The organism is Pseudomonas sp. Ma2-10 (assembly GCF_054330215.1).
On sequence record NZ_JBTEYL010000005.1, the window covers coordinates 124,824 to 149,834 of the forward strand.

19 protein-coding genes and 2 pseudogenes are annotated in these 25,011 nt (G+C 59.9%); 12 read left to right on the forward strand and 9 right to left on the reverse strand.

The features are described 5' to 3' along the window. Nucleotide 1 precedes the first annotated feature (1 nt). The 11 genes and pseudogenes from nuoE to ACXPVS_RS09325 all read left to right on the forward strand — a co-directional run. The gene (gene nuoE, locus ACXPVS_RS09275; protein ID WP_162438560.1) at nucleotides 2-499 is read left to right on the forward strand and encodes an NADH-quinone oxidoreductase subunit NuoE; all 498 of its coding nucleotides are present in this window, start codon (nucleotides 2-4) and stop codon (nucleotides 497-499) included. Continuing rightward, entirely contained in the window at nucleotides 496-1,851 is a 1,356-nt protein-coding gene (nuoF, locus tag ACXPVS_RS09280; protein WP_458509655.1) for an NADH-quinone oxidoreductase subunit NuoF, read from the forward strand. Before nuoE ends, nuoF begins: the two co-directional genes overlap by 4 nt. A gap of 138 nt (nucleotides 1,852-1,989) precedes the next feature. Beyond that, the gene (gene nuoG / locus ACXPVS_RS09285; protein ID WP_458509656.1) at nucleotides 1,990-4,704 is read left to right on the forward strand and encodes an NADH-quinone oxidoreductase subunit NuoG; all 2,715 of its coding nucleotides are present in this window, start codon (nucleotides 1,990-1,992) and stop codon (nucleotides 4,702-4,704) included. Further along, on the forward strand, nucleotides 4,701-5,708 hold the full coding sequence (gene nuoH, locus ACXPVS_RS09290; protein ID WP_028623953.1) for an NADH-quinone oxidoreductase subunit NuoH: 1,008 nt from the start codon (nucleotides 4,701-4,703) through the stop codon (nucleotides 5,706-5,708). The genes nuoG and nuoH overlap by 4 nt, the downstream gene beginning before the upstream one ends. 12 nt (nucleotides 5,709-5,720) lie before the next feature. Continuing rightward, nucleotides 5,721-6,266, forward strand: coding sequence for an NADH-quinone oxidoreductase subunit NuoI (gene nuoI / locus ACXPVS_RS09295; RefSeq protein ID WP_458509657.1), 546 nt, complete (start codon nucleotides 5,721-5,723; stop codon nucleotides 6,264-6,266). A gap of 9 nt (nucleotides 6,267-6,275) precedes the next feature. Next, the gene (nuoJ, locus tag ACXPVS_RS09300; protein ID WP_458509658.1) at nucleotides 6,276-6,779 is read left to right on the forward strand and encodes an NADH-quinone oxidoreductase subunit J; all 504 of its coding nucleotides are present in this window, start codon (nucleotides 6,276-6,278) and stop codon (nucleotides 6,777-6,779) included. A 2-nt stretch (nucleotides 6,780-6,781) separates the two neighbouring features. Then, entirely contained in the window at nucleotides 6,782-7,090 is a 309-nt protein-coding gene (gene nuoK / locus ACXPVS_RS09305; protein WP_007946416.1) for an NADH-quinone oxidoreductase subunit NuoK, read from the forward strand. Next, the gene (gene nuoL, locus ACXPVS_RS09310) at nucleotides 7,087-8,940 is read left to right on the forward strand and encodes an NADH-quinone oxidoreductase subunit L (protein WP_458509659.1); all 1,854 of its coding nucleotides are present in this window, start codon (nucleotides 7,087-7,089) and stop codon (nucleotides 8,938-8,940) included. Before nuoK ends, nuoL begins: the two co-directional genes overlap by 4 nt. A 39-nt stretch (nucleotides 8,941-8,979) precedes the next feature. After that, complete coding sequence (gene nuoM / locus ACXPVS_RS09315; protein ID WP_458509660.1) at nucleotides 8,980-10,512, forward strand: NADH-quinone oxidoreductase subunit M; 1,533 nt, start codon at nucleotides 8,980-8,982, stop codon at nucleotides 10,510-10,512. 7 nt (nucleotides 10,513-10,519) lie between these two features. Next, complete coding sequence (gene nuoN, locus ACXPVS_RS09320; protein WP_458509661.1) at nucleotides 10,520-11,983, forward strand: NADH-quinone oxidoreductase subunit NuoN; 1,464 nt, start codon at nucleotides 10,520-10,522, stop codon at nucleotides 11,981-11,983. Between the two features lie 63 nt (nucleotides 11,984-12,046). Further along, nucleotides 12,047-12,688, forward strand: a pseudogene (locus tag ACXPVS_RS09325) (IS66 family transposase); the annotation flags it as partial. 267 nt (nucleotides 12,689-12,955) lie between these two features. Here ACXPVS_RS09325 and ACXPVS_RS09330 read toward each other — a convergent pair. The 4 genes and pseudogenes from ACXPVS_RS09330 to ACXPVS_RS09345 form a co-directional block, all read right to left on the reverse strand. After that, nucleotides 12,956-13,249 carry a hypothetical protein gene (locus tag ACXPVS_RS09330; protein WP_458509662.1) on the reverse strand — a complete coding sequence of 98 codons (294 nt, stop codon included), beginning with the start codon at nucleotides 13,247-13,249 and terminating at the stop codon, nucleotides 12,956-12,958. A gap of 15 nt (nucleotides 13,250-13,264) precedes the next feature. Further along, the gene (locus ACXPVS_RS09335) at nucleotides 13,265-14,356 is read right to left on the reverse strand and encodes a hypothetical protein (RefSeq protein ID WP_458509663.1); all 1,092 of its coding nucleotides are present in this window, start codon (nucleotides 14,354-14,356) and stop codon (nucleotides 13,265-13,267) included. Continuing rightward, entirely contained in the window at nucleotides 14,353-15,723 is a 1,371-nt protein-coding gene (locus ACXPVS_RS09340) for a flavin-containing monooxygenase (protein WP_458509664.1), read from the reverse strand. Before ACXPVS_RS09340 ends, ACXPVS_RS09335 begins: the two co-directional genes overlap by 4 nt. Nucleotides 15,724-16,026: 303 nt before the next feature. Further along, nucleotides 16,027-16,302, reverse strand: a pseudogene (locus ACXPVS_RS09345) (transposase); the annotation flags it as partial. Nucleotides 16,303-16,782: 480 nt separating this feature from the next. On the opposite strand from ACXPVS_RS09345, the gene ACXPVS_RS09350 reads away from it, so the two are divergent. Beyond that, nucleotides 16,783-18,108: an OprD family porin gene (locus ACXPVS_RS09350; protein ID WP_458509665.1), complete on the forward strand. Its 1,326-nt coding sequence runs from the start codon at nucleotides 16,783-16,785 to the stop codon at nucleotides 18,106-18,108. Nucleotides 18,109-18,238: 130 nt separating this feature from the next. On the opposite strand, the gene ACXPVS_RS09355 is transcribed toward ACXPVS_RS09350, so the two are convergent. The 5 genes from ACXPVS_RS09355 to ACXPVS_RS09375 form a co-directional block, all read right to left on the reverse strand. After that, nucleotides 18,239-18,571 carry a DUF2790 domain-containing protein gene (locus tag ACXPVS_RS09355; RefSeq protein ID WP_458509666.1) on the reverse strand — a complete coding sequence of 111 codons (333 nt, stop codon included), beginning with the start codon at nucleotides 18,569-18,571 and terminating at the stop codon, nucleotides 18,239-18,241. Nucleotides 18,572-18,651: 80 nt separating this feature from the next. Further along, nucleotides 18,652-18,852: a co-regulatory protein PtrA N-terminal domain-containing protein gene (locus ACXPVS_RS09360; protein ID WP_458509667.1), complete on the reverse strand. Its 201-nt coding sequence runs from the start codon at nucleotides 18,850-18,852 to the stop codon at nucleotides 18,652-18,654. Nucleotides 18,853-18,986: 134 nt separating this feature from the next. Further along, a complete protein-coding gene (locus ACXPVS_RS09365; RefSeq protein WP_458509668.1) occupies nucleotides 18,987-22,139 on the reverse strand; it encodes a CusA/CzcA family heavy metal efflux RND transporter in 3,153 nt (1,050 codons plus the stop codon). Nucleotides 22,140-22,203: 64 nt separating this feature from the next. Beyond that, on the reverse strand, nucleotides 22,204-23,403 hold the full coding sequence (locus tag ACXPVS_RS09370; RefSeq protein ID WP_458509669.1) for an efflux RND transporter periplasmic adaptor subunit: 1,200 nt from the start codon (nucleotides 23,401-23,403) through the stop codon (nucleotides 22,204-22,206). 49 nt (nucleotides 23,404-23,452) lie between these two features. Continuing rightward, nucleotides 23,453-24,724: a TolC family protein gene (locus ACXPVS_RS09375; RefSeq protein ID WP_458509670.1), complete on the reverse strand. Its 1,272-nt coding sequence runs from the start codon at nucleotides 24,722-24,724 to the stop codon at nucleotides 23,453-23,455. Between the last annotated feature and the right edge of the window lie 287 nt (nucleotides 24,725-25,011).

A 25,011-nucleotide genomic window follows, 5' to 3' on the forward strand; every position in this document is an offset into this window, starting at 1 on the left:
CATGAATAGCACGCTTATCCAGACAGACCGTTTCGCCCTGAGCGAAACCGAGCGCTCGGCCATCGAGCACGAGCTGCATCACTACGAAGACCCGCGCGCGGCGTCGATCGAAGCCCTGAAAATCGTCCAGAAGGAACGTGGCTGGGTGCCTGATGGCGCCCTGTACGCCATCGGCGAAATGCTCGGCATTCCCGCCAGTGACGTTGAAGGCGTGGCGACGTTTTATAGCCAGATCTTCCGTCAGCCAGTGGGCCGTCACATCATTCGCGTCTGCGACAGCATGGTCTGCTACATCGGCGGGCATGAATCCGTAGTCAGCGAAATCCAGAGCAATCTGGGCATCGGCCTGGGCCAGACCACCGCCGACGGTCGTTTCACCTTGCTGCCGGTCTGCTGCCTCGGCAACTGCGACAAGGCGCCGGCGTTGATGATCGACGACGACACTTTCGGTGATGTGCAGCCTGCCGGTGTTGCCAAATTGCTCGAGGGCTACGTATGACCCTGACTTCCTTCGGTCCAGCCAACCGCATCAAGCGTTCGGCCGAGACTCACCCGCTGACCTGGCGTCTGCGTGACGACGGCGAAGCCGTGTGGCTCGACGAGTACCAGGCCAAGAACGGTTACGCCGCTGCGCGCAAAGCCTTTGCCGACATGGCCACGGACGACATCGTCCAGACCGTGAAAGACGCAGGCTTGAAGGGTCGCGGCGGTGCAGGTTTCCCCACTGGCGTTAAGTGGGGCCTGATGCCCAAAGACGAATCCATCAACATCCGCTACCTGCTGTGCAACGCGGACGAGATGGAACCGAACACCTGGAAAGACCGCATGCTGATGGAGCAACTGCCCCATCTGCTGATTGAAGGCATGCTGATCAGTGCTCGCGCGCTGAAAACCTACCGTGGCTACATCTTCCTGCGTGGCGAGTACACCACCGCCGCCAAGCACCTGAACCGTGCCGTGGAAGAAGCCAAGGCAGCGGGCCTGCTGGGTAAAAACATCCTGGGCAGCGGCTTCGATTTCGAGCTGTTCGTCCACACCGGCGCCGGGCGTTACATCTGCGGCGAAGAAACCGCACTGATCAACTCCCTCGAAGGCCGACGCGCCAACCCGCGTTCCAAGCCGCCCTTCCCTGCCGCCGTTGGCGTGTGGGGCAAGCCGACCTGCGTGAACAACGTTGAAACCCTGTGCAACGTGCCGGCGATCATCGCCGACGGCGTGGACTGGTACAAATCGTTGGCCCGGGTCGGCAGTGAGGATATGGGCACCAAGCTCATGGGCTTCTCCGGCAAGGTCAAGAACCCGGGCCTGTGGGAGTTGCCGTTCGGCGTTACCGGTCGCGAGTTGTTCGAAGACTACGCCGGGGGCATGCGCGACGGCTTCACGCTCAAGGCCTGGCAGCCTGGCGGCGCCGGTACCGGTTTCCTGTTGCCGGAACACCTGGACGCACAAATGTACGCCGGCGGCATCGCCAAGGTGGGCACCCGGATGGGTACCGGCCTGGCCATGGCGGTGGACGACAGCGTCAACATGGTGTCCCTGCTGCGCAACATGGAAGAGTTCTTCTCCCGCGAATCCTGCGGTTTCTGCACCCCGTGCCGTGACGGTTTGCCGTGGAGCGTCAAGCTTCTGCGCGCTATCGAGAACGGTGAAGGGCAAGCCGGCGATATCGAGACCCTGCTGGGTCTGGTCGGCTTCCTCGGCCCGGGCAAGACCTTCTGTGCTCACGCACCGGGCGCCGTGGAGCCGTTGGGCAGCGCAATCAAATACTTCCGCCATGAGTTCGAAGCCGGCATCGCGCCTACCAGCGCCGTCGTCCCGCCTCTGGCAAGGCCGATCGTAGTCGGCGCGTAAACGCTTAAAAAAGGCGAAGGGTCCGTGCCCTTCGCCTTTTCGTGTGATGACGCCGCAAGCGGCTGTGTTGATTCACGCGAATAACAAGATTCCATTAGCCACGCCCGCTGACACCGGGCCAACGAAGAACTTTGAACCATGGCCACTATCCACGTAGACGGCAAAGAGCTCGAAGTCGATGGGGCAGACAACCTGTTACAGGCATGTCTGTCGCTAGGCCTCGATATCCCTTATTTCTGCTGGCACCCAGCCCTAGGCAGCGTTGGCGCTTGCCGCCAGTGCGCGGTCAAGCAGTACACCGACGAAAACGACAAGCGTGGTCGGATCGTCATGTCCTGCATGACCCCTGCCACCGACGGCAGCTGGATCTCCATCGACGACGAAGAAGCGAAAGTGTTTCGCGCCAGCGTCGTTGAATGGCTGATGACCAACCACCCTCACGACTGCCCGGTCTGTGAAGAAGGCGGTCACTGCCACCTGCAAGACATGACGGTAATGACCGGCCACAACGAGCGCCGTTACCGCTTCACCAAGCGCACTCACCAGAATCAGCAACTGGGCCCGTTCATTTCCCACGAAATGAACCGCTGCATCGCTTGCTACCGCTGCGTGCGTTTCTATAAGGACTACGCCGGCGGCACCGACCTCGGTGTATTCGGCGCCCACGACAACGTGTACTTCGGTCGCGTTGAAGACGGCACCCTGGAAAGCGAGTTCTCCGGCAACCTCACCGAGGTCTGCCCGACCGGTGTGTTCACCGACAAGACTCACTCCGAGCGCTACAACCGTAAGTGGGACATGCAGTTCTCGCCGAGCATCTGCCATGGCTGCTCCAGCGGTTGCAACATCTCCCCGGGCGAGCGCTACGGTGAACTGCGTCGTATCGAAAACCGTTTCAACGGTTCGGTAAACCAGTACTTCCTGTGCGACCGTGGCCGTTTCGGCTATGGCTACGTCAACCGCGAAGACCGCCCGCGTCAGCCATTGCTGGCCAACGGCGCCAAGCTGGGCCTCGACGAAGCGCTGGATAAAGCCGCCGACCTGCTGCGCGGTCGTAACATCGTCGGTATCGGTTCGCCGCGTGCCAGCCTCGAAAGCAACTACGCGTTGCGCGAACTGGTCGGCGCCGAGCACTTCTACTCCGGTATCGAAGCGGCTGAGCTGGAACGCATTCGTCTGGTCTTGCAGGTGCTCAAAGACAGCCCGCTGCCGATCCCGAACATGCGCGACATCGAAGACCACGATGCAATCTTCGTCCTCGGTGAAGACTTGACCCAGACCGCTGCGCGCATGGCCCTGTCCCTGCGCCAATCGGTCAAAGGCAAGGCCGAAGACATGGCCGACGCCATGCGCGTTCAGCCTTGGCTCGACGCTGCGGTGAAGAACATCGGTCAGAACGCTCTGAACCCGCTGTTCATCGCCAGCCTGGCTGAAACCAAGCTCGACGACATCGCTGAAGAATGCGTTCACGCCGCGCCAGACGACCTGGCCCGCATCGGTTTCGCCGTGGCTCACGCCCTCGACGCCAGCGCTCCAGCGGTTGAAGGCCTGGATGCTGAAGCCCTCGAGCTGGCCAAGCGCATTGCCGACGCCCTGCTCGCGGCCAAGCGTCCATTGATCATTGCCGGCACCTCGTTGGGTTCCAAGGCATTGATCGAAGCCGCCGCGAACATCGCCAAAGCCTTGAAGCAGCGCGAGAAGAACGGTTCCATCAGCCTGATCGTGCCAGAGGCCAACAGCCTCGGCCTGGCCATGCTCGGTGGCGAATCGGTCGACGCCGCGCTGCAAGCCGTCATCGACGGCCGTGCCGACGCCATCGTCGTACTGGAAAACGATCTGTACACCCGTACCGACAAAGCCAAGGTCGATGCCGCCCTGACCGCCGCGAAAGTGCTGATCGTGGCCGACCATCAGAAAACCGCCACCAGCGATCGCGCGCACCTGGTTCTGCCAGCCGCCAGCTTCGCTGAAGGCGACGGTACGCTGGTCAGCCAGGAAGGTCGCGCCCAGCGCTTCTTCCAGGTCTTCGACCCGACTTATCTGGATGCGAGCATCATGGTTCACGAAGGCTGGCGCTGGCTGCATGCCCTGCGCTCCACCCTGTTGAACCAGCCGATCGACTGGACCCAACTGGACCACGTCACCGCTGCTTGTGCCGCAAGCACTGCGCAATTGGCCGGCATTGTCAGTGCCGCACCGTCCGCCGCGTTCCGCATCAAGGGACTGAAGCTGGCTCGTGAACCGCTGCGTTACAGCGGCCGGACCGCCATGCGCGCCGACATCAGCGTGCACGAACCGCGGACTTCCCAAGACAACGACACCGCGTTCTCGTTCTCCATGGAAGGTTACTCGGGCTCGGTCGAACCGCGTCAGCAAGTGCCATTCGCCTGGTCTCCGGGCTGGAACTCGCCGCAAGCCTGGAACAAGTTCCAGGACGAAGTCGGTGGTCACATCCGCGCTGGCGACCCGGGCACTCGCCTGATCGAAAGCACCGGTGATTCGCTGAACTGGTTTGCCAGTGTTCCTCGCGCGTTCAACCCGGCGCCGGGCACCTGGCAGGTTGTGCCGTTCTTCCACCTGTTCGGCAGTGAAGAGAACTCTTCCAAAGCCGCGCCGGTTCAGGAACGCATCCCGGCCGCTTATGTGTCGCTGGCCAAATCCGAAGCCGACCGTTTGGGTGTCAATGACGGCGCCATGCTGAGCTTGAGCGTAGCCGGCCAGACCCTGCGTCTGCCGCTGCGCATCAACGAAGAGCTGGGTGCCGGTCTGGTCGCGTTGCCAGCCGGTATCGCCGGCATTCCACCGGCGATTTTCGGCAAATCCGTTGACGGTCTGCAGGAGGCAGCTCAATGACTTGGTTCACGCCTGAAGTAATTGACGTGATCATCGCGGTCCTCAAGGCCATCGTGATTCTGCTCGCCGTTGTGGTGTGCGGCGCGCTGCTGAGCTGGGTCGAGCGTCGTCTGCTCGCCCTCTGGCAGGACCGTTACGGTCCGAACCGCGTCGGCCCGTTCGGCGCGTTCCAGATTGCAGCCGACATGATCAAGATGTTCTTCAAGGAAGACTGGACCCCGCCGTTTGCCGACAAGATGATCTTCACCCTGGCACCGGTCGTGGCCATGAGCGCCCTGCTGATTGCCTTCGCGATCATCCCGATCACCCCGACCTGGGGTGTGGCGGACATCAACATCGGCATCCTGTTCTTCTTCGCCATGGCCGGTCTGTCGGTGTATGCCGTGTTGTTCGCCGGCTGGTCGAGTAACAACAAGTTCGCCCTGCTGGGCAGCTTGCGGGCCTCCGCGCAAACCGTGTCGTACGAAGTGTTCATGGGCCTGTCGTTGATGGGCATCGTGATCCAGGTTGGCTCGTTCAACATGCGCGACATCGTCGAATATCAGGCGCAGAACCTGTGGTTCATCATTCCGCAGATCTTCGGTTTCCTGACCTTCTTCATTGCCGGCGTCGCCGTGACTCACCGTCACCCGTTCGACCAGCCGGAAGCGGAGCAGGAACTGGCCGACGGTTACCACATTGAATACGCCGGCATGAAATGGGGCATGTTCTTCGTCGGGGAGTACATCGGCATCGTGTTGATATCGGCGCTGCTGGTGACCTTGTTCTTCGGTGGCTGGCACGGTCCGTTCGGCATTCTGCCGCAGATCCCGTTCATCTGGTTTGCGCTGAAAACCGCGTTCTTCATCATGATCTTCATCCTGCTGCGCGCTTCCATTCCGCGCCCACGGTATGACCAAGTGATGGATTTCAGCTGGAAGTTCTGCCTGCCGCTGACCCTCGTCAACATGCTGGTGACCGCTGCGATCGTGTTGCTCAACACGCCCGCCGTCGCGGCTCAGTGAGGATAGAGAATCATGAAGTACATTTTTGACATCGTGCATGGCTTCTTCACCCAGCTTCGCAGCCTGGTGATGATCTTCGGCCATTCCTTCCGCAAGCGTGACACGCTGCAGTACCCGGAAGAGCAGGTCTACCTGCCGCCGCGCTACCGTGGCCGTATTGTCCTGACCCGTGACCCTGATGGCGAAGAGCGTTGTGTAGCGTGCAACCTGTGCGCCGTGGCCTGCCCGGTTGGTTGCATCTCGCTGCAGAAAGCTGAAACCGATGACGGTCGCTGGTACCCGGAGTTTTTCCGTATCAACTTCTCGCGCTGCATTTTCTGCGGCCTCTGCGAGGAAGCCTGCCCGACCACCGCGATCCAGCTGACACCGGATTTCGAGATGGCCGAGTTCAAACGTCAGGACCTGGTGTACGAGAAAGAAGATCTGTTGATCTCCGGCCCCGGCAAAAACCCTGATTACAACTTCTATCGTGTTGCAGGTATGGCGATTGCCGGTAAGCCCAAAGGCGCCGCGCAGAATGAAGCCGAACCGATCAACGTGAAGAGCTTGCTGCCTTAAGGAAGAAAGATGGAATTCGCTTTCTATTTCGCATCGGGTATCGCGGTTGTGTCCACGCTTCGCGTGATCACCAACACCAACCCTGTGCACGCCCTGCTCTACCTGATCATTTCGCTGATTGCCGTGGCGATGACGTTTTTCGCCCTCGGCGCGCCGTTCGCCGGTGTGCTGGAAGTGATCGCCTACGCTGGCGCCATCATGGTGCTGTTCGTGTTCGTGGTGATGATGCTGAACCTGGGCCCGGCCTCGGTTCAGCAAGAGCGCGTCTGGCTCAAGCCCGGCATCTGGATCGGCCCGGTCGCGCTCGGCACCCTGCTGCTGGTTGAACTGCTGTACGTGCTGTTCAGCCACTCCAGCGGTCAGGCCATCGGCCACACCACCATAGACGCCAAGGCCGTGGGCATCAGCTTGTTCGGTCCTTATCTGCTGGTGGTCGAACTCGCCTCGATGTTGCTGCTCGCCGCAGCCGTCACGGCGTTCCACTTGGGCCGCAACGAAGCCAAGGAGCAATGACGATGCCTGCTATCCCTATGGAGCATGGTCTTGCCGTCGCCGGCATCCTGTTCTGCCTCGGTCTGGTCGGCCTGATGGTCCGCCGCAACATTCTCTTCGTGCTGATGAGCCTGGAGGTCATGATGAATGCCTCCGCACTGGCCTTCATCGTTGCCGGTAGCCGCTGGGCGCAGCCGGATGGACAGATCATGTTCATCCTGGTGATCAGCCTGGCAGCCGCCGAGGCCAGTATTGGCCTGGCGATTCTGTTGCAGCTGTATCGCCGCTTCCACACTCTCGATATCGACGCTGCCAGCGAGATGCGCGGATGAATCTTCTCTATCTGACTTTCGTATTCCCTCTCATAGGTTTCCTGCTGCTGGCGTTTTCACGCGGCCGCTTCTCGGAAAACCTTTCGGCGTTGATCGGCGTTGGCTCCATTGGCCTGTCGGCCATCGTCACGGCTTACGTGATCTGGCAGTTCAACGTTGCGCCACCTGAAGGCGGTCACTACACGCAAGTGTTGTGGCAGTGGATGGCGGTTGAAGGCTTTACGCCGAACTTCGCGCTGTACCTGGATGGTCTGTCCCTGACCATGCTCGGTGTGGTGGTCGGCGTCGGCTTCCTGATCCACCTGTTCGCGTCCTGGTACATGCGCGGTGAAGCCGGTTACTCGCGTTTCTTCGCCTACACCAACCTGTTTATCGCCAGCATGCTGTTTCTGATCCTGGGCGATAACCTGTTGTTCCTGTACTTCGGTTGGGAAGGCGTGGGCTTGTGCTCGTACCTGTTGATCGGTTTCTACTACAGCAACCGCAACAACGGTAACGCGGCACTGAAAGCCTTTGTCGTGACCCGCATCGGTGACGTGTTCATGGCCATCGGCCTGTTCATCCTGTTCGCGCAACTGGGCACGCTGAACATCCAGGAACTGCTGGTTCTGGCGCCACAGAAATTCCAGGCCGGCGACTTTTGGATGGTCATGGCGACCCTGATGCTGCTGGGCGGCGCTGTCGGTAAATCCGCGCAACTGCCGCTGCAAACCTGGCTGGCGGACGCGATGGCCGGCCCTACTCCGGTTTCGGCACTGATCCACGCCGCAACCATGGTGACCGCCGGTGTCTACCTGATCGCCCGTACTCACGGTCTGTTTGCCCTGGCGCCGGATATCCTGCACCTGGTTGGCGTTGTCGGCGGTGTGACCCTGGTACTCGCCGGTTTTGCCGCACTGGTTCAGACCGACATCAAACGTATCCTCGCCTACTCGACCATGAGCCAGATCGGCTACATGTTCCTGGCCTTGGGCGTGGGTGCGTGGGACGGCGCAATCTTCCACCTGATGACCCACGCTTTCTTCAAGGCGCTGCTGTTCCTTGCGTCCGGTGCGGTGATCGTTGCCTGCCACCACGAGCAGAACATCTTCAAGATGGGCGGTCTGTGGAAGAAGCTGCCACTGGCCTACGCCAGCTTCATCGTCGGCGGCGCGGCTCTGTCGGCCCTGCCACTGGTCACCGCAGGCTTCTACTCCAAGGACGAAATCCTCTGGGAAGCGTTCGCCAGCGGCAACCACGGTCTGCTGTACGCAGGCCTGGTCGGCGCGTTCATGACCTCGCTGTACACCTTCCGCCTGATCTTCATCGCGTTTCACGGTGAAGCGCAGACCGAAGCTCACGCCGGTCACGGCATCGCTCACTGGCTGCCACTGTCGGTGCTGATCGTTCTGTCGACCTTCGTCGGCGCGATGATCGTTCCACCGCTGCACGGCGTGCTGCCGGAGAGCGTCGGCCATGCCGGCGGCGAAGCCAAGCACAGTCTGGAAATCGCCTCGGGCGCCATCGCCCTGGCGGGTATCCTGCTGGCCGCGCTGCTGTTCCTCGGCAAGCGTCGTTTGGTCACTGCAATCGCCAACAGCGGCATCGGCCGCTTCCTTTCGGCCTGGTGGTTCGCTGCCTGGGGCTTCGACTGGATCTACGACAAACTGTTCGTCAAGCCATACCTTGCGATCAGCCACGCACTGCGCAAAGACCCGCTTGACCAGACCATCGGTCTGATCCCGCGTATGGCCAAAGGTGGTCACACCGCCCTGAGCCGTACCGAAACCGGTCAACTGCGTTGGTACGCGGCCTCGATGGCAGCCGGCTCCGTGCTGGTCATCGGCGCCATCGTGCTGGTAGCGGTCTGATATGAACCTTGCGAACTTGCGAAAGGAATTGAGCCCGTCATGATTCTGCCTTGGCTAATCCTGATCCCCTTCATCGGCGGCCTGCTGTGCTGGATGGGTGAGCGCTTCGGCGCTACCCTCCCCCGCTGGATTGCGCTGTTGACCATGACCCTGGAACTCGCACTCGGCCTCTGGCTGTGGGCCCACGGTAATTATTCATTTGCTCCGGCGCCTGGCGCCGATCCGGTCTGGGCGCTTGAGTTCAAGCACATCTGGATCGAGCGCTTCGGCATCAGCGTGCACCTGGCCCTCGACGGCCTGTCGCTGTTGATGATCCTGCTGACCGGTCTGCTGGGTATCCTCTCGGTACTCTGCTCGTGGAAAGAGATCCAGCGTCACGTTGGCTTCTTCCACTTGAACCTGATGTGGATCCTGGGCGGTGTCGTCGGCGTGTTCCTCGCCCTCGACCTGTTCATGTTCTTCTTCTTCTGGGAAATGATGCTGGTGCCGATGTACTTCCTCATCGCGCTCTGGGGTCACAGTTCTTCGGACGGCAAGAAAACCCGGATCTATGCGGCGACCAAGTTCTTCATCTTCACTCAGGCGTCCGGCCTGATCATGTTGGTGGCGATCCTGGGTCTGGTCCTGGTCAACTTCAACGACACCGGCGTGATTACCTTCAACTACGCCGACCTGTTGAAAACCAAGATGTCGCTGACCACCGAGTACATCCTGATGCTCGGCTTCTTCATCGCCTTCGCAGTGAAGCTGCCAGTGGTGCCGTTCCACTCCTGGTTGCCTGACGCTCACGCCCAGGCGCCGACAGCAGGTTCGGTCGACCTGGCCGGTATCTTGTTGAAAACGGCTGCTTACGGTCTGCTGCGTTTCGCCCTGCCGCTGTTCCCGAATGCCTCGGCCGAGTTCGCGCCGTTCGCCATGACCCTGGGTCTGATCGGGATCTTCTACGGTGCGTTCCTGGCCTTCGCCCAAACCGACATCAAGCGTCTGATCGCCTACTCCTCCGTTTCCCACATGGGCTTCGTGTTGATCGGCATCTACTCCGGCAGCCAACTGGCGCTGCAGGGCGCGGTGATGCAGATGCTGGCGCACGGTGTTTCGGCCGCTGCACTCTTTATCCTGAGTGGTCAGCTATACGAACGCACCCACACCCGTGACATGCGTCAGATGGGCGGTTTGTGGTCGAAGATCGCTTACCTGCCGGCCATCAGCCTGTTCTTCGCCGCCGCGTCCCTGGGCTTGCCGGGTACCGGTAACTTCGTCGGTGAGTTCCTGATCCTGATGGGCACTTTCGCCGCAGCACCATGGATCACCGCGATCGCGACGTCCGGCCTGGTGTTCGGTTCGGTCTACTCGCTGATCATGATCCACCGTGCCTACTTCGGCCCGTCCAAGTCGGACGCGGTGTTGCATGGCATGGATGCTCGCGAACTGATCATGGTGGTCGGTCTGGCGGTACTGCTGATTTACCTCGGCGTGTACCCGCAGCCGTTCCTCGACACTTCTGCCGCGACGATGCATGGCGTGCAGCAGTGGTTGAGCACCGCCTTCACTCAACTCGCTTCGGCCCGGTAAGAGCGCTATGGAATTCACAACTCAACACTTTATCGCGCTCGCGCCGCTGTTGATCACCACCGTCACGATCATCGTGGTGATGCTGGCGATCGCCTGGCGCCGCAACCACTCGCAGACCTTCCTGATTTCCGTGGCGGGTCTGAACCTGGCGCTGCTGTCGATCCTGCCTGCCCTGAAGGTCGCGCCTCTGGCTGTGACCCCATTGCTGCAAGTCGATAACTTCGCCCTTTTGTACATGGCGCTGATCCTGGTCGCCACCCTCGCGTGTGTCACCCTCGCCCACGCCTACCTCGGCGATGGCGGTTCGGGTTACCCAGGCAACCGCGAAGAACTGTACCTGCTGATTCTGATGTCGGCCCTCGGCGGGCTGGTGCTGGTCAGCGCGCAACACTTGGCCGGGTTGTTCATCGGTCTGGAACTGTTGTCGGTGCCGGTCTACGGTCTGGTGGCTTACGCCTTCTTCAACAAGCGTTCGCTGGAAGCCGGTATCAAGTACATGGTGCTGTCGGCCGCCGGTTCCGCGTTCCTGTTGTTCGGTATGGCCTTGCTGTATGCCGACTCCGGCAGCCTGAGCTTCGCTGGCATCGGCCAGGCCCTCGCGGCCACCGGCCTACCAAGCTCGCTGGCTCAGTTGGGCCTGGGCATGATGCTGGTCGGCCTGGCGTTCAAACTGTCGCTGGTGCCGTTCCACCTCTGGACCCCGGACGTTTACGAAGGGGCTCCGGCACCGGTGGCCGCGTTCCTGGCCACCGCTTCGAAAGTGGCTGTGTTTGCGGTGATGGTGCGTCTGTTCCAGATCTCGCCAGCGGCGAGCAGTGGTGTCCTGAGCGACGTGCTGACCATCATCGCCATTGCGTCGATCCTGTTCGGTAACCTGCTGGCACTGACCCAGAGCAACCTCAAGCGTCTGCTGGGTTACTCGTCCATCGCTCACTTCGGTTACCTGCTGATCGCCCTGGTGGCCAGCAAGGGGCTGGCCGTAGAAGCCATCGGCGTGTACCTGGTCACCTACGTGATCACCAGCCTCGGCGCGTTCGGTGTGATCACCCTGATGTCCTCGCCGTACAACGGCCGTGACGCGGATGCCCTGTACGAGTACCGCGGCCTGTTCTGGCGCCGTCCGTACCTGACCGCCGTACTCACCGTGATGATGCTGTCCCTGGCCGGTATCCCGCTGACCGCGGGCTTCATCGGCAAGTTCTACATCATCGCTACCGGTGTCGAGTCGCACCAATGGTGGCTGGTTGGTTCCCTGGTACTGGGCAGCGCCATCGGCGTCTTCTACTACCTGCGCGTCATGGTCACGCTGTTCCTGATCGAGCCGAACCTGCGTCGCCACGATGCGCAACTGCACTGGGAACAGAAGGCAGGCGGCGTGATGCTGCTGGCCATTGCCGCACTGGCGTTCTTCCTCGGCCTGTACCCACAACCGTTGCTGGTCCTGGTTCAACAGGCAGTACTGGCAGGTTGATCGTGTAGCGACACTCGGCAGTAAACAGAAACGGCACCTTCGGGTGCCGTTTTTGCGGTCAGGCCTTCACAGTTTCTTCACCATACCGAAACTGCGCTGGCCAGAGTGATCGCAGTATTCGGTGCGGCGAAGCCGCACTGTGCTTATCTGTTTGCCAATCGCAGGGCTAACTTCCTCGGCTCGTGGAATGGCAAGCTGGTGTGCGACGACTTTGCTGGTTACAACGCTGGGTTCGAGAAAAGCATGATCGAAATCGGCTGCATGGCTCACGCCCGCCGCAAGTTTTTCGATCTGCATGCCGCGAATAAAAGTCAGTTGGCAGAACAGGCGTTGCACTCGATTGGCGGTTTGTACGAAGTTGAGCGGTAAGTGCGAGACATGAGTGACGAAGATCGCTGTCAAATACGGCAAGAAAAAGCAGCGCCGCTGGCCAAAGCACTGCACCACTGGATGTTGGCCCCGCGCGATCTTGTGCCCAACGGATCAGCAACGGCCAAAGCCTTGGATTACAGCCTTAAACGCGGGGTAGCGCTGACGCGCTACCTGGTCGATGGGGCGGTGCCCATAGACAACAATCCAGTCGAAAACCAGATCAGGCCGTGGGCACTTGGACGTTCTAACTGGTTGTTTGCTGGATCACTTCGCAGCGGCAAACGGGCGAGTGAGATCGACCAACTGCTGCGGCATCGGTGGGTATCTGCCTGAGTCATGCAAGGTGACTTCGGCGGACGCTTCCATATCTCCGAAGCTTGTGCGTGTCTAGAAACCCGGAGGCGATTCACCACGTTAGGACGCGGAAAGTGGCAGCAGCCGCCATACAAAACTACAGCTTCGTCACAAAAGTCCGCGCCTGATACAGCGCAAAGCTGCTAAGCACGATAATAAGGGCGACTGCGAGCATGTCGGCCCCCGGAAAACCCCAGAAATCAGACATAGTGCTTCCTTAATGATAATAGTAAGTGGCAACAACCATCAGGCCAGCGCAGTGTCGCGCATGCGTTGGCGACCAAAATCGTTAACCCTGAACTTGAACAGCACTCGGCCGGCACCAAAATAGGCTTGGTCATCTAGCATCTCCTCAACACTTTCGATGATGCCGCTGGAGAACAGGTCTGTCAGGGTGACGCGAGTGTTGCCGCGCCAGTAGGCACCGCTGAGACCGTATTCACTCATCAGCGCATCGGTGATTTGCCAGTCCCAGATGCCGACGTCCTGCTGATCGTTGATCAACTGGAGAATGCGGCCCTTCATATGCAGCTTATTCATGGCCTGCTCCAATCATCACGAGTTAACTGCATCTACGGCGATGCTAGTTTTTTTGCTGTCAGTTGATACGGCGCGTACTACTTCGAGCACCTCATCACTTTCGGTGAACATCACAAACCCGCCCGCCACAAACAGCACCAAACCAGCCAAGAAGTTCCATTCGGGAAACTTCAGCGTGAAGGCGGCGAGGAAGATCACCGCAAACAAACCATACAGCGCAGCAATTGCTTGCCCGCGGCCGACGCCAATCAGAGGGAACGACTTATACCAAGAGACGTAGCAGAAGGCGAAAGTCACTCCTGCTAACGTCAGCCAGCCGATGGCGGCCCAATTGAATGTGGCGACCACTAGTTCGACTACCGGTTGATCGGTAAACAAATAGATGGCCGGCAAAATCAGGGCGACCCAATACAGCACTTCGGCGGTAAAACGCACCGTAATACCTACATCCGGATCGGCAACATCGAGCCCGCGACCGGCGATTGCGCCTTCTACACCCCAGCCAACAGCAGCCATTGCACCGCCTAAATAGCCCAGCCAGCCGGTGTCACCGGTGCCGGTGATTTCAGCAATGATGCCGGGTGCATAGACCGTCACACCGCCGGCCAAGATGATGAAAATACCCACGGCTGCGCGCCGGGTGATTTTCTCCTGGTACCAGAACCTGGCCAGCGTTGCGCCGATGATGGGGTACATCAATGCGGAAATAGCCGCGAAGGCCCCGCCGATATAACCGATCGCCAAATACGAGCCAAAGATGGCCATCGGGCCGCCAAAAATGGCGCCGATGAAGAACCACTTAGAGATGTAACGCATCTGTTTGATGGTGCGAACGTACTCGCCCCACTTGCCCAGCACCCCGTTCCAAACGAACAGGAAGAACAACACGGCAATGGCGTTGAAGGTGGTCAACACCGCTGCCGCCAGCAAGAACTCGGCATTGGTGTCGTACTTCAGATCTACATAGGGCGCTTCGAACCAAACGGCGGAGCCTGGCACATACCAAGCCCCCCAAAGCACAGCGCACCACAATGCCCACATGAAACCCCAGCGGATGCTGCTGGCGGTGAAACGCGACCGAGCCTGACTTAGGCTTGGCGCATTCATGTAGATGCCTTTGCTGGTTTCGATTGCTTGCCGTGCAGGAAGGCTTCCAGTGAATCGTCCATCGCATCCATCCACGATGTGTGATGCACGGGAGCCAGGGTGCCGGTCAGCGCGGAGCGGTAGCTTTTATTGCGGTAACCGAGGATGTCCGCTGCTTTGTGATGCTCCCACTCCTTGAAAATATCAGCCACGGTGAGAACATCGAAAGGCGGGTAATCGGTCGGCTCAAGCAGATCGAGTATGTAGGCGGCCTGATAGTCGATGGCTTCAAAAGGATCGGCCACTTGCTCTTCGCGGGCCACCCATTCACGGGTGTCGCTGGCCATGACTTGTTCCGCTGGCAGCTTGATACGGCCAAGCATAATGTCGCGGGCATACCAAGCCTGGGCATCGAACATGTTGAAGGTGTAGTACTGGTCCTGCATGCCGAGGAACATTAGCTTCGGATTGGCCAAAGACACTATGCCTTTGTACAAACCTTCGGGGTAGAGCCGGTTGCGTGTGGTCAGCGTCAGCTCGTTGGGCAGGAACGGGAAGTGATGCCGATACCCGGTGCACAAGATGATCGCGTCGACCTCTTTGCTGGTGCCATCCTTAAAATGCGCGGTCTTGCCGACCACACGGGTGAGCAACGGTACTTCGGCAAAGGATTCTGGCCAATCAAAGCCCATAGGCTTGGTGCGATAGCTGAAAGTAACCGTCTTGGCACCGTACTTGTGGCACTGCGTGCCAATGTCTTCTGCCGAGTAACTGCTGCCAACCAACAGCAAATTTTTGCCTTGAAACTCGCACGCATCGCGGAAATCATGTGCGTGCAATACGCGACCGGGGAACTGCTCCAAGCCTTCGAAGTAAGGAGCGTTGGGGGTCGAAAAGTGCCCAGTGGCGACAATGACGTGATCAAATTCTTCGGTGATCAGTTGATCTTGCTTGAGGTCGCGCACGGTGACTGTGAACTTGCCGGTGCTCTCGTCATAGGCAACCCAATGCACCGCTGTATTGAAGCGTATGTGTTGGCGCACGTTGCTTTTAGCTGCGCGGCCGATGATGTAGTCACGCAACACGGCGCGTGGCGGGTAGGAAGGAATTGGCCGGCCGAAGTGTTCTTCGAAGCTGTAATTGGCGAACTCCAAACATTCCTTGGGGCCGTTTGACCAGAGATACCGGTACATGCTGCCGTGGACGGGCTCGCCATACAGATCCAACCCGGTGCGCCAGGTGTAATTCCACAGACCGCCCCAGTCACTCTGCTTTTCGTAGCAAACGATCTCGGGGGATTCAGCGTCGTCGCAACGGACGGCTTCGAAAGCACGTAACTGTGCCAAGCCGCTAGGGCCGGCGCCAAGAATGGCAACTCTAAAAGTCATAAAGACTCCTTTCTTCAGGCGCTTCATCGCACGCGGGATCTTGGCCCTAGCGACGACTGAGCGCGGAAAAGAGTGACGCTCGTACCGGTATCGGTCGGGCCATCAAGCTCTGAGTGATGCGCACTAAAAACGGCTTAACCGATGGCGCAATGTGATGAAGGCTGCATCTGTCGGTGAAACAGAAGGCCGGGGGTGGGCAGGCCACCAATGAAGCGAGGGTTCTCGAGAAAACGCTGGAAGGCAGCGTTCGATCCGGTCAAACAGGAGAAAAAATGCTTGAAACCGGTCAGAACGTTAACACACCTGACCTAGGGAGAAGCCTTTTTCCTGCAAATAACCATTGATGATGGTGAAGATCGCATGGGCCAACTTATGTATTTTCAGCAGGTGCCGGAAGGTCATGATCGTGGTGTCTTCGGAGATAGGCGCGCTGAGGGTCAGGCGTGCGAACTGGCGCATTGCCGTGATTTCATACAGCGCTTCCATCGTCGGGTCGCTCAGGGAGGGCCAGTGTTGCAGCAGATGAATGCGCAACATGGTTTCCAGCGGATAGAATTTTCGACCACCGGTCGCGGTAGGGACGGCAGTCACCTGCCACCCCCCGCACACACATGGACGCCCCCGGGTTGCCAAGCTTTCAATCGGTGATGGCTCAATGGTAGAGATTGCACTCATACATCCGGACTTTCGGCATCCCTGGGTCTTGGTATGTAGAGGTCGGCCAGGTGTATTTGCCGGCCCCTTACAGTTGTAGGCCTGAGAGCGAATGATAAATCGCAGGTTCCTCCCCGCTGTAACCCGCTCAATCTCTCCAGGTCGGTGTTCGCGATGTATCTGGTTGAGCACTTTTGGCAGACGATCGATCAGCTCGCAACCCTGACCTGAATGCTTAGGGCTTTTACTCCACCCACATAACGAAATTGTAATTTTCGCATCACCTTGGCGTTATCCGCAGCGTGCAACGATGTCACACGGGACCATGCCGGCGTGCCTTCTGCGCCGAACAATAAAACCCACGCCGAAGCACGTTCCCGTTCTGGCGAACCCAAGGAGTGATTGATGGTTAACAATAAAAAAATATCGATGGCCGCTTTAGCGGTGGTGGTCTGTTCCGGGCCGTCCATGGTGATGGCGGATGATAAAGCCGAAGGGTTTATCGAGGGCAGCAGCCTGACGGTGCTCAACCGAAATCTCTACTTCAACCGTGATCACCGCAACGGCCAGTCCAGCCCCACCGGCAATGGTTATTCCGAAGCCTGGGCCCATGCGCTGATCAGCAAATTCGAATCCGGGTTTACCCAAGGCACCGTCGGCGTCGGTGTCGATGCGTTTGCGATGATCGGCTTGAAGCTCGACACCGGTGACGGGCGCAACGGTGGCCGTAGCTCGTTTGATGTGCTGCCAGTCAACCGTTTTGGCGAGGCGCGGGATGAGTACACCAAGGTTGGTGGCGCCGCCAAAGTGCGAGCCTTCGATACGGTGGTCAAGGTCGGTGACGTGTTCCCGGCCAACCCGGTGGTGGCGGCAGGTGACTCGCGATTGCTGCCGGAGAGCTTTCGCGGTGTGACGGCGGTCAACACCAGCATCGAGGGTCTGTCGGTTCAGGGCGGTCGGTTGCATGCGATGAGCCAACCCGTGTCCAGCGACATGCGCGAGAACTTCGCCACGTTTTATGCCGGCCCGGTAAATTCGCCCTGGATCGCTTACGGCGGCGGCGACTATGCACTGAACAAGAACCTCAGTTTCAGCCTGTACTCCAGCCGCCTCAAGGATGCCTGGAATCAGTACTACGCGGGCACTGCCTGGACCTATCCGCTGTCGGATGACCTGTCGCTGTTTGGTGGCCTGAACTATTACAAGGCTGTCGACGAAGGCAAACAACTGCTCGGCACGTTCGACAACAACATCTGGAGCGGTCGGGTCGGGGTGAAACTCGGAGCGCACTCCGTTGCTCTTTCGCACCAGCGCAACAACGGCAATGACGACTTCGATTACCTGCGTCAATCCGACTCGATCTTCCTCGACAACTCCATCCAGTACAGCGACTTCAACTCGCCAAAGGAACGTTCGTGGATGGTGCGCTACGACCTCGACATGACCACTTACGGGGTGCCGGGGCTATCGTTCATGACGCGTTACGCCCGAGGCACCGACGCCGATTACTCCAACGCCAACGCCGTGTACATGCGGCGCGACGCTGACGGCAATCCCCTGACCGACCAGAAGCGCTGGGAGCGTGATGTCGAAGTCAAATATGTGGTGCAGAGTGGTTCGATGAAAGACCTGTCGCTGCGTTTGCGACAGGCCACGACGCGCGCCACGGCGTTTGAATCGGATCTGGATGAAGTGCGAGTGATTGTCGAGTACCCGTTGGCGATTCTCTGACCGAGCGGTTGATACACATTCACCTTTAGAAGCTCCTTGCTCCTTTGGTAAGAGGTGAATCTTTGGCGTCCTTCGGGGCGCCTTTTTTATGTGCGCCTAAGGGTATCCGGTCCTGGCCATCAGGGCGGTGTCAGCCGCCACGGTTGCGACAATCCCCCGCCACAGTGTATTTGATGGTGTTGAGTTGACCCTTGGAGTCTTCGTAGGTCATGGCGGCGGGGACTACGGCACAGGCAGCCGACGGGCGCACAATGCTCACCACTTTCACCACGTCCAGCTTCATTCCGTATTCGTAGTCCTTGACCACTGGCACCGGTTTGCCCTGGGCGGCCGCGTACTGTTCCATGGCTTGGGTATTGGCACTCAGCGCCCGCTCGAACGTCCGGTCACCACCCCCCCCGGCAAACACATTCAGAGACATGGCCAGCACACTGGCGAACGTCATTGACTTAAGTACTTTCATATTCATTTCCTTCCAATCCTGGCTCATAAAAAAAACCCGCTATCGGGACTCGATGACGGGCTTGTTCAAGTGCGATGCGCTTACAAGTCTTTGGTGTTGTCGTCTTTCTTTTCATTGACGACGACCGGATCGCGGGCTTGTTCCTTGGCGACGAACAGCTCTACGGAGCGATCATTGGCGACCATCATTTTTTCGAAGGTCCGATCGCCGCCGCCTTCAGCCATGGCCAGAGAAGACATCACCAACGCGGCTGTAAAGGCACTGGCTTGTGCGAATTTCATGTTTGATTCCTCGTTTAGTAGCTGACGGGATCAAGGTAACAATCCGAACCTTTCATAACGGTGGCGCACAAATTACATATCCGTCATGTGCCAAAAAAACTGTGGGAGCAGGCTAGCGCCCACAGGGGGATCACCTATTTAGGTGGGTCTGCGTCTTCGTCCCGGCGATGGGCGAGCTGATACAGCGCCGGCAAGATCAGCAGCGTCAGGATGGTCGAGGACAGAATCCCGCCAATCACCACCGTCGCCAACGGTCGCTGCACTTCCGCGCCAGTACCCGTCGCCAGCGCCATCGGAATAAAGCCCAGAGACGCCACCAGCGCGGTCATCAACACCGGGCGCAGACGTGTCAGCGCGCCTACGTTGATAGCATCAGACAGCGAACGCCCCTCCTCACGCAGATTGCGGATGAACGCGATCATCACCAGCCCGTTGAGCACCGCTACCCCCGAGAGCGCGATGAAGCCCACGCCTGCCGAGATCGACAGCGGAATGTCCCGCAGCCACAACGCCATGACCCCGCCGGTCAACGCAAACGGAATCCCGGTGAACACCAGCAAGCCGTCCTTGAGATTGTTGAACATCATGAACAGCAACCCGAACACCAGCAGCAACGCCACCGGCACCACGATCTGCAGACGCTTGGCCGCCGATTGCAGTTGCTCGAACTGCCCGCCCCAACGGGTCCAGTAACCCGCAGGCACCTGCACCTCTCGCTCGATTACCTCGCCCGCCTCTTTGACGAACGAACCGATATCGCGCCCCCGCACGTTGGCGCTGACGATCACCAGGCGCTTGCCGTTTTCGCGGCTAACCTGATTCGGCCCGAGCACCAGATCAAGGCTGGCGACTTCTTTCAAGGCAATGAAACCAATCTGATCAGCCGCCCCATTGAGCGGTGCCGGCACCGGAATCAACAGCGCCGACAGACCTTCGATGTCCTTGCGCATGGCATCGGACAACCGCACCACCATGTCGAAACGCCGGTCGCCTTCATACAATGTGCCGGCCTTACGCCCCCCCACTGCGACGGCAATAGTGTCCTGCACATCGCCGACGTTGAGCCCGTAACGCGCCGCCTTGTCGCGGTCGATGTTGATGGTCAGGACCGGCAGGCCGGTGGTTTGTTCGACTTTGACCTCGGAGGCGCCATTGACCTTCTGCATGGCGGCGGCAATCTTCGACGCGGTGGCGTTGAGCACATCCATGTCATCGCCGAACACTTTGACCGCGACGTCGCTGCGCACGCCGGAGATCAGTTCGTTGAAGCGCAACTGAATCGGCTGCGACAGTTCATAGTTACTGCCTGGCAACGTCGCGGCGGTCTGTTGCAGTTCCGCCATCAGGGTTTCGCGGGACTTGCCCGGGTCCGGCCATTGCTCTTTTGGCTTGAGCATCACGTAGCTGTCGGAGATGTTCGGCGGCATAGGGTCGGAGGCGATTTGCGCGGTACCGGTGCGGGCAAACACGCGCTCGACTTCCGGCACTTTACCGAGGATCAGGGTTTCCAGACGCTGCTGCATGTCCACCGATTGCGTGAGGCTGGTGCCCGGCACGCGCAACGCTTGCAAGGCAAAATCGCCCTCGCTGAGGCTCGGCACGAACTCGCTGCCCATGCGACTGGTCAGCACGCCGCTGAGCACAATCACGCCCAACGCCGCGCCCACCGCCACGGCGCGATGGCTCATCACCCACGCGAGCGCCGGCGCATACACCCGGCGCGCGCCGCGCATCACCATGCCCTCTGATTCCTTGACCTTGCCGGTGACGAACAGCGCAATCGCGGCCGGTACAAAGGTCACCGACAGCAGCATGGCGCCGAGCAAGGCGATGACTACGGTGAACGCCATCGGGTGGAACATTTTCCCTTCTACGCCACTCAGCGCGAAGATCGGCAGGTACACAACCATGATGATCAACTGGCCAAAAATCAGCGGTCGCCGAGCCTCTTTGGCCGCCGCAAACACTTCATGAAAACGCTCCGAACGGGTCAGCAAACGCCCGTGATGCTGCTGCGCATGGGCCAGCCGTCGCAGGGTGTTTTCGACGATCACCACCGCGCCGTCGACGATGATGCCGAAGTCGAGTGCGCCCAGGCTCATCAGGTTGGCGCTGACCTTGTTGCTGTACATGCCGGTGAAGGTAAACAGCATCGACAGCGGAATCACCATCGCGGTAATCAATGCCGCGCGGATGTTGCCGAGGAACAGAAACAGAATCGCGATCACCAGAATCGCGCCTTCGATCAGGTTCTTTTTCACCGTGGCAATGGCTTTGTCCACCAGGTGCGTGCGGTCGTACACCGGCACCGCGATCACGCCTTTGGGCAGCGAACGGTTGATCTGTTCCAGTTTGCTGGCGACGGCCTGGGACACGGTGCGGCTGTTTTCACCGATCAGCATGAACACGGTGCCGAGCACCACCTCGCGGCCGTTTTCCGTGGCCGCGCCGCTGCGCAGTTCGCGGCCAATGTCCACGGTGGCGACGTTCTTCACCCGGATCGGCGTGCCATCGACGTTGGCCATGACGATGTTGGCGATGTCCTCGGTGCTCGCCACTTGCCCTGGCGCACGAATCAGCAACTGCTCGCCGTTGCGCTCAATGGACCCCGCGCCGACGTTGGCGTTGTTGCGCTCCAGCGCTGTGATCAGGTCAGTGAGGGTCAACCTGTAGGCTGCCAGCCGTTTCGGATCAGGGGCGATCTGGTATTCCTTGGCAAAGCCGCCGATGGTGTTGATCTCGGCCACACCAGGGACGTTGCGCAGTTGCGGCTTGATGATCCAGTCCTGAATCACCCGCAAATCCGTCGGCGTGTAAGCGCTGCCATCGTCCTTGAGCGCCCCGTCCCTGGCTTCCACGGTCCACAGGAAGATCTCGCCGAGGCCTGTGGAAATCGGCCCCATCGCCGCTTCGGTGCCTTCGGGCAATTGCTCCTTGGCGATCTGCAGCCGCTCGTTGACCAACTGCCGGGCGAAGAACAGGTCGGTGCCGTCCTTGAAAATCACCGTGACTTGCGACAGCCCCGAACGCGACAGCGAACGGGTCTGCTCCAGCGCCGGCAGACCGGCCATGACGGTTTCAATCGGGAAGGTGATGCGCTGCTCGGTTTCCAGCGGCGAGAAGCCGGCGGCGCCGGTGTTGATTTGCACCTGGACGTTGGTGATGTCGGGCACGGCGTCGATCGGCAGTTTTTGATAACTGGCGATCCCGAGGCCGGCCATGAGCAGAACGGCGAGCAGCACGATGATGCGCTGCTCGATGGCAAACTGGATCAGGCGTTCGAACATGAGAACCTTCTCGTCGAGGGGGCGAATCGATGGGCATCTTTAGTGGGCGTTTCAACGAGCTTCTTCAATGCGCGTGCTCGGCCGAGGCCTTGCCCAGTTCCGACTTGAGAACGAAGCTGCCGACCGCAGCGACTTGCGCACCCGCCTCCAGCCCTTGCGTAATTTCCACCTGCCCCGCTGCACGACTGCCCAGTTCCACGGCCCGCGCCTCGAAGCCGTCGTCGATGCGCACGAACACTGTGGGTTTGTCCTCGACGGTCTGGATCGCAGCTTCCGGCACCGCCACTTTGGCCTGACGGCTGTCGGTGGCGACCCGTGCGGTGACGAACAACCCAGGACGCCACGAACCTTGAGGGTTCTCCAAGGTGACGCGAACGGTGGCGGTACGGGTCTGTTCGCCGAGCAAACTGCCGACGTAAGCCACCGTGCCCGCGACTTGCGCATTGAGTTCCGGGGCGCTGACGGTGACCGCTTTGCCCACTTGCACTTTGTTCAGATCCTTGGGCGAAACGCCGAAGGTCACCCACACTCGCGACAAGTCCGAGAGCGTGAACGCCGCCGTGGTTTCGTCGACCACCTCTCCTGGCGTCAGGTGTTTTTCCACCACCATGCCGTCGAACGGCGCGCGCAGTTCATAACGATTGCCGCCGGTGGCAACCACGCTGCCACTGAGCACACTGATTTTTTGCCGGGCGTTGTTCACGGCGATTTCGGCCTCTTCCAGCGCCTGACGCGCCTGCAACAAATCCTGTTCGGCGGAAATCTTGTCCTGCCACAACTGCTTCTCGCGCTCGTAGGTGGTGCGCGCCAAGGCCAAGCGCCGTTGCGCCGCAGCCTGTTCGCTGCGCTGATCGGATATCTGCTGACTGGCGATCACCGCCAGCAGTTGGCCCTTCTTCACCCACTGTCCGAGATTGACCGACACCGACTCGACCACCCCTGGTACCCGCGGTACGACGTGAGCGGTGCGGTCTTCGTCGAAGCGCACTTCGCCGGGGAACGACAAACCGAGGCGGATGCTTTGCGCCCGCGCTTCGGCCAGTTGAATGCCCGCCGCCGCGATCTGCTCGGCACTCAACGTCAAATGCCCCTCTTCGCCTTCGGCATGTTCACCGTCGGCTGCAGCGCCTTCTTCGGCGTGGTCCGCATGCTCCGCCGCGTCATCGGCGTGGGCATCGATGGGCCCGTTGCCCGCCCACATCGAGCCAATACCAAGGCCCAGCGCCAACGTCGCCACCGCGCCAACGATCAGTTTTTTATCCATGGAAACTCCTCTGCGCCCTGTCATCGCGCAGTGTTCTGAAAGGTGAAATTCAAGGGCTGACGGCGAGTGTGCCGAGGTCACCGAAAATGCGTTCGATGCGCACCCGCGCCTCCGTTGCCTCGGCAACAGCCTGGATGTATTGGGTGCGGGCGCTGATCAGGGTGCGCTGGGCGTCGAGCACGTCGAGGAAACCGAACTTGCCCATTTCGAAGCCGCGCGTGGCGCTGTCCACTGCACTTTGTGCGGCAGGCAGGATGGTCTGGTTGAACGCCTGGACTTCGCCGTTGGCGGTCTGCCATTGCTCAAGGCTGGTCTGGATTTCGGTGCGCAAGCGCAGCTCAGTGGCATTGCGCAGATCCCGCGCCTGATCGGTACGGCGTGCTGCCGCCAGCACGTTGCCCTGATTGCGGTTGAACAGCGGAATCGGCATCGACAGCCCGACCACGTTGACCCGCTCGCGCTCCAGTTCGCGGTACTGACTGCCGATGCTCACGGTCAAGTCGGGAATCCGTTGCGCCTTCTCCAGTCCCAACGATGCCTGGCGCTGATCGATCTGCAACGTGGCCAACCGCAGCTCGGCGGTCTCGTTCAAGCGCTCCAGCAAGCGGGTCGGCGGCGGCACGGCGGGCATGCTTTGCGTGCCCGTCTGCACGGTGGTCGAAGTCGGTAACGGTGCGCCCATGACCTGCGCCAGTTGCTGATAGGCGTTGGCCCGATCGCGCTGCGCGCGACCCAGTGCCAGTCGCACTTCAGCGCGCTGCACTTGCGCACGTGTACCTTCGACCGGCGACGACTTGCCCGCCTCGATCCGCCCCAACGCCACGCGCAAACCGTGCTCGGCCAGTTGCAGTGACTGGCCAAACAACTGCAAGCGTTGCTGCGCAGTCTGGGCGCTGGTGAACGCCTGAATCACATCGGCGCGCAAGGCATTGCGCTTGCGCTCCAGTTCGATCCCGGCGGCGTCCTGGGCGCGGCTGGCGACATCTATCCGCGCGCGGCGCTTGCCGCCCAGTTCAATCGGCTGGCTGAGCATCACTGTGGTGGTGCGCGAATCGCGGCGGGTGTCCTCGGCTTCCCATGATACTTCGGGGTTGGGGATCAGACCGGCCTGCTGGCGGTCACCTTCGGCGATGCCGATTTCCCATTGCGCCGCTGCCAGATCCGGGTTGCCGGCGAATGCGGTTTGCAGGGCCTGATCGAGGGTCAGGGTCGATGCATTCGCGAGAGGCACGCAGGCCAGCAACAAACCGCCGCCGACCATGACCACCCACGCAGTTTTTTTCAGACGTGAGCGCGCCGTCAGTTCTCTTAAACCGGGCAATGGAGTACTTCCTTTAATCAAGCGTTTTCGAGACTGCCACGGTAGAGTTTTGAACTTATCGACAAGGTGACTGAAACATTACAAATCCGTTATCCACGGTTGCGCCCTGTTATTTTGCTCTAGCATGCAAAGTGCAAACACCTAACTAGCAATACAAAGAAACAAATGATGCACCTTCATCCGCCGAACAGTACTTGCCTCAGCTCAGCACTCATGAGGCAGATGGAATTTTGTTCCCGCCCTCTGCGACAGGCTGTCGCAGACCGCTGTTTTAAAGCCTCAATACC

Excerpts from the sequence above, each read along its gene's own strand:
- ACXPVS_RS09360 (WP_458509667.1), bottom strand. The coding sequence starts at position 18,852 with ATGAAATTCGCACAAGCCAGTGCCTTTACAGCCGCGTTGGTGATGTCT.
- nuoH (WP_028623953.1), top strand. The coding sequence starts at position 4,701 with ATGACTTGGTTCACGCCTGAAGTAATTGACGTGATCATCGCGGTCCTC.
- nuoN (WP_458509661.1), top strand. The coding sequence starts at position 10,520 with ATGGAATTCACAACTCAACACTTTATCGCGCTCGCGCCGCTGTTGATC.
- ACXPVS_RS09350 (WP_458509665.1), top strand. The coding sequence starts at position 16,783 with ATGGTTAACAATAAAAAAATATCGATGGCCGCTTTAGCGGTGGTGGTC.
- nuoK (WP_007946416.1), top strand. The coding sequence starts at position 6,782 with ATGCCTGCTATCCCTATGGAGCATGGTCTTGCCGTCGCCGGCATCCTG.
- ACXPVS_RS09365 (WP_458509668.1), bottom strand. The coding sequence starts at position 22,139 with ATGTTCGAACGCCTGATCCAGTTTGCCATCGAGCAGCGCATCATCGTG.
- nuoJ (WP_458509658.1), top strand. The coding sequence starts at position 6,276 with ATGGAATTCGCTTTCTATTTCGCATCGGGTATCGCGGTTGTGTCCACG.
- ACXPVS_RS09340 (WP_458509664.1), bottom strand. The coding sequence starts at position 15,723 with ATGACTTTTAGAGTTGCCATTCTTGGCGCCGGCCCTAGCGGCTTGGCA.
- ACXPVS_RS09355 (WP_458509666.1), bottom strand. The coding sequence starts at position 18,571 with ATGAAAGTACTTAAGTCAATGACGTTCGCCAGTGTGCTGGCCATGTCT.
- nuoF (WP_458509655.1), top strand. The coding sequence starts at position 496 with ATGACCCTGACTTCCTTCGGTCCAGCCAACCGCATCAAGCGTTCGGCC.
- ACXPVS_RS09330 (WP_458509662.1), bottom strand. The coding sequence starts at position 13,249 with ATGAATAAGCTGCATATGAAGGGCCGCATTCTCCAGTTGATCAACGAT.
- ACXPVS_RS09370 (WP_458509669.1), bottom strand. The coding sequence starts at position 23,403 with ATGGATAAAAAACTGATCGTTGGCGCGGTGGCGACGTTGGCGCTGGGC.
- nuoG (WP_458509656.1), top strand. The coding sequence starts at position 1,990 with ATGGCCACTATCCACGTAGACGGCAAAGAGCTCGAAGTCGATGGGGCA.
- ACXPVS_RS09335 (WP_458509663.1), bottom strand. The coding sequence starts at position 14,356 with ATGAATGCGCCAAGCCTAAGTCAGGCTCGGTCGCGTTTCACCGCCAGC.
- nuoE (WP_162438560.1), top strand. The coding sequence starts at position 2 with ATGAATAGCACGCTTATCCAGACAGACCGTTTCGCCCTGAGCGAAACC.
- nuoI (WP_458509657.1), top strand. The coding sequence starts at position 5,721 with ATGAAGTACATTTTTGACATCGTGCATGGCTTCTTCACCCAGCTTCGC.
- nuoM (WP_458509660.1), top strand. The coding sequence starts at position 8,980 with ATGATTCTGCCTTGGCTAATCCTGATCCCCTTCATCGGCGGCCTGCTG.
- nuoL (WP_458509659.1), top strand. The coding sequence starts at position 7,087 with ATGAATCTTCTCTATCTGACTTTCGTATTCCCTCTCATAGGTTTCCTG.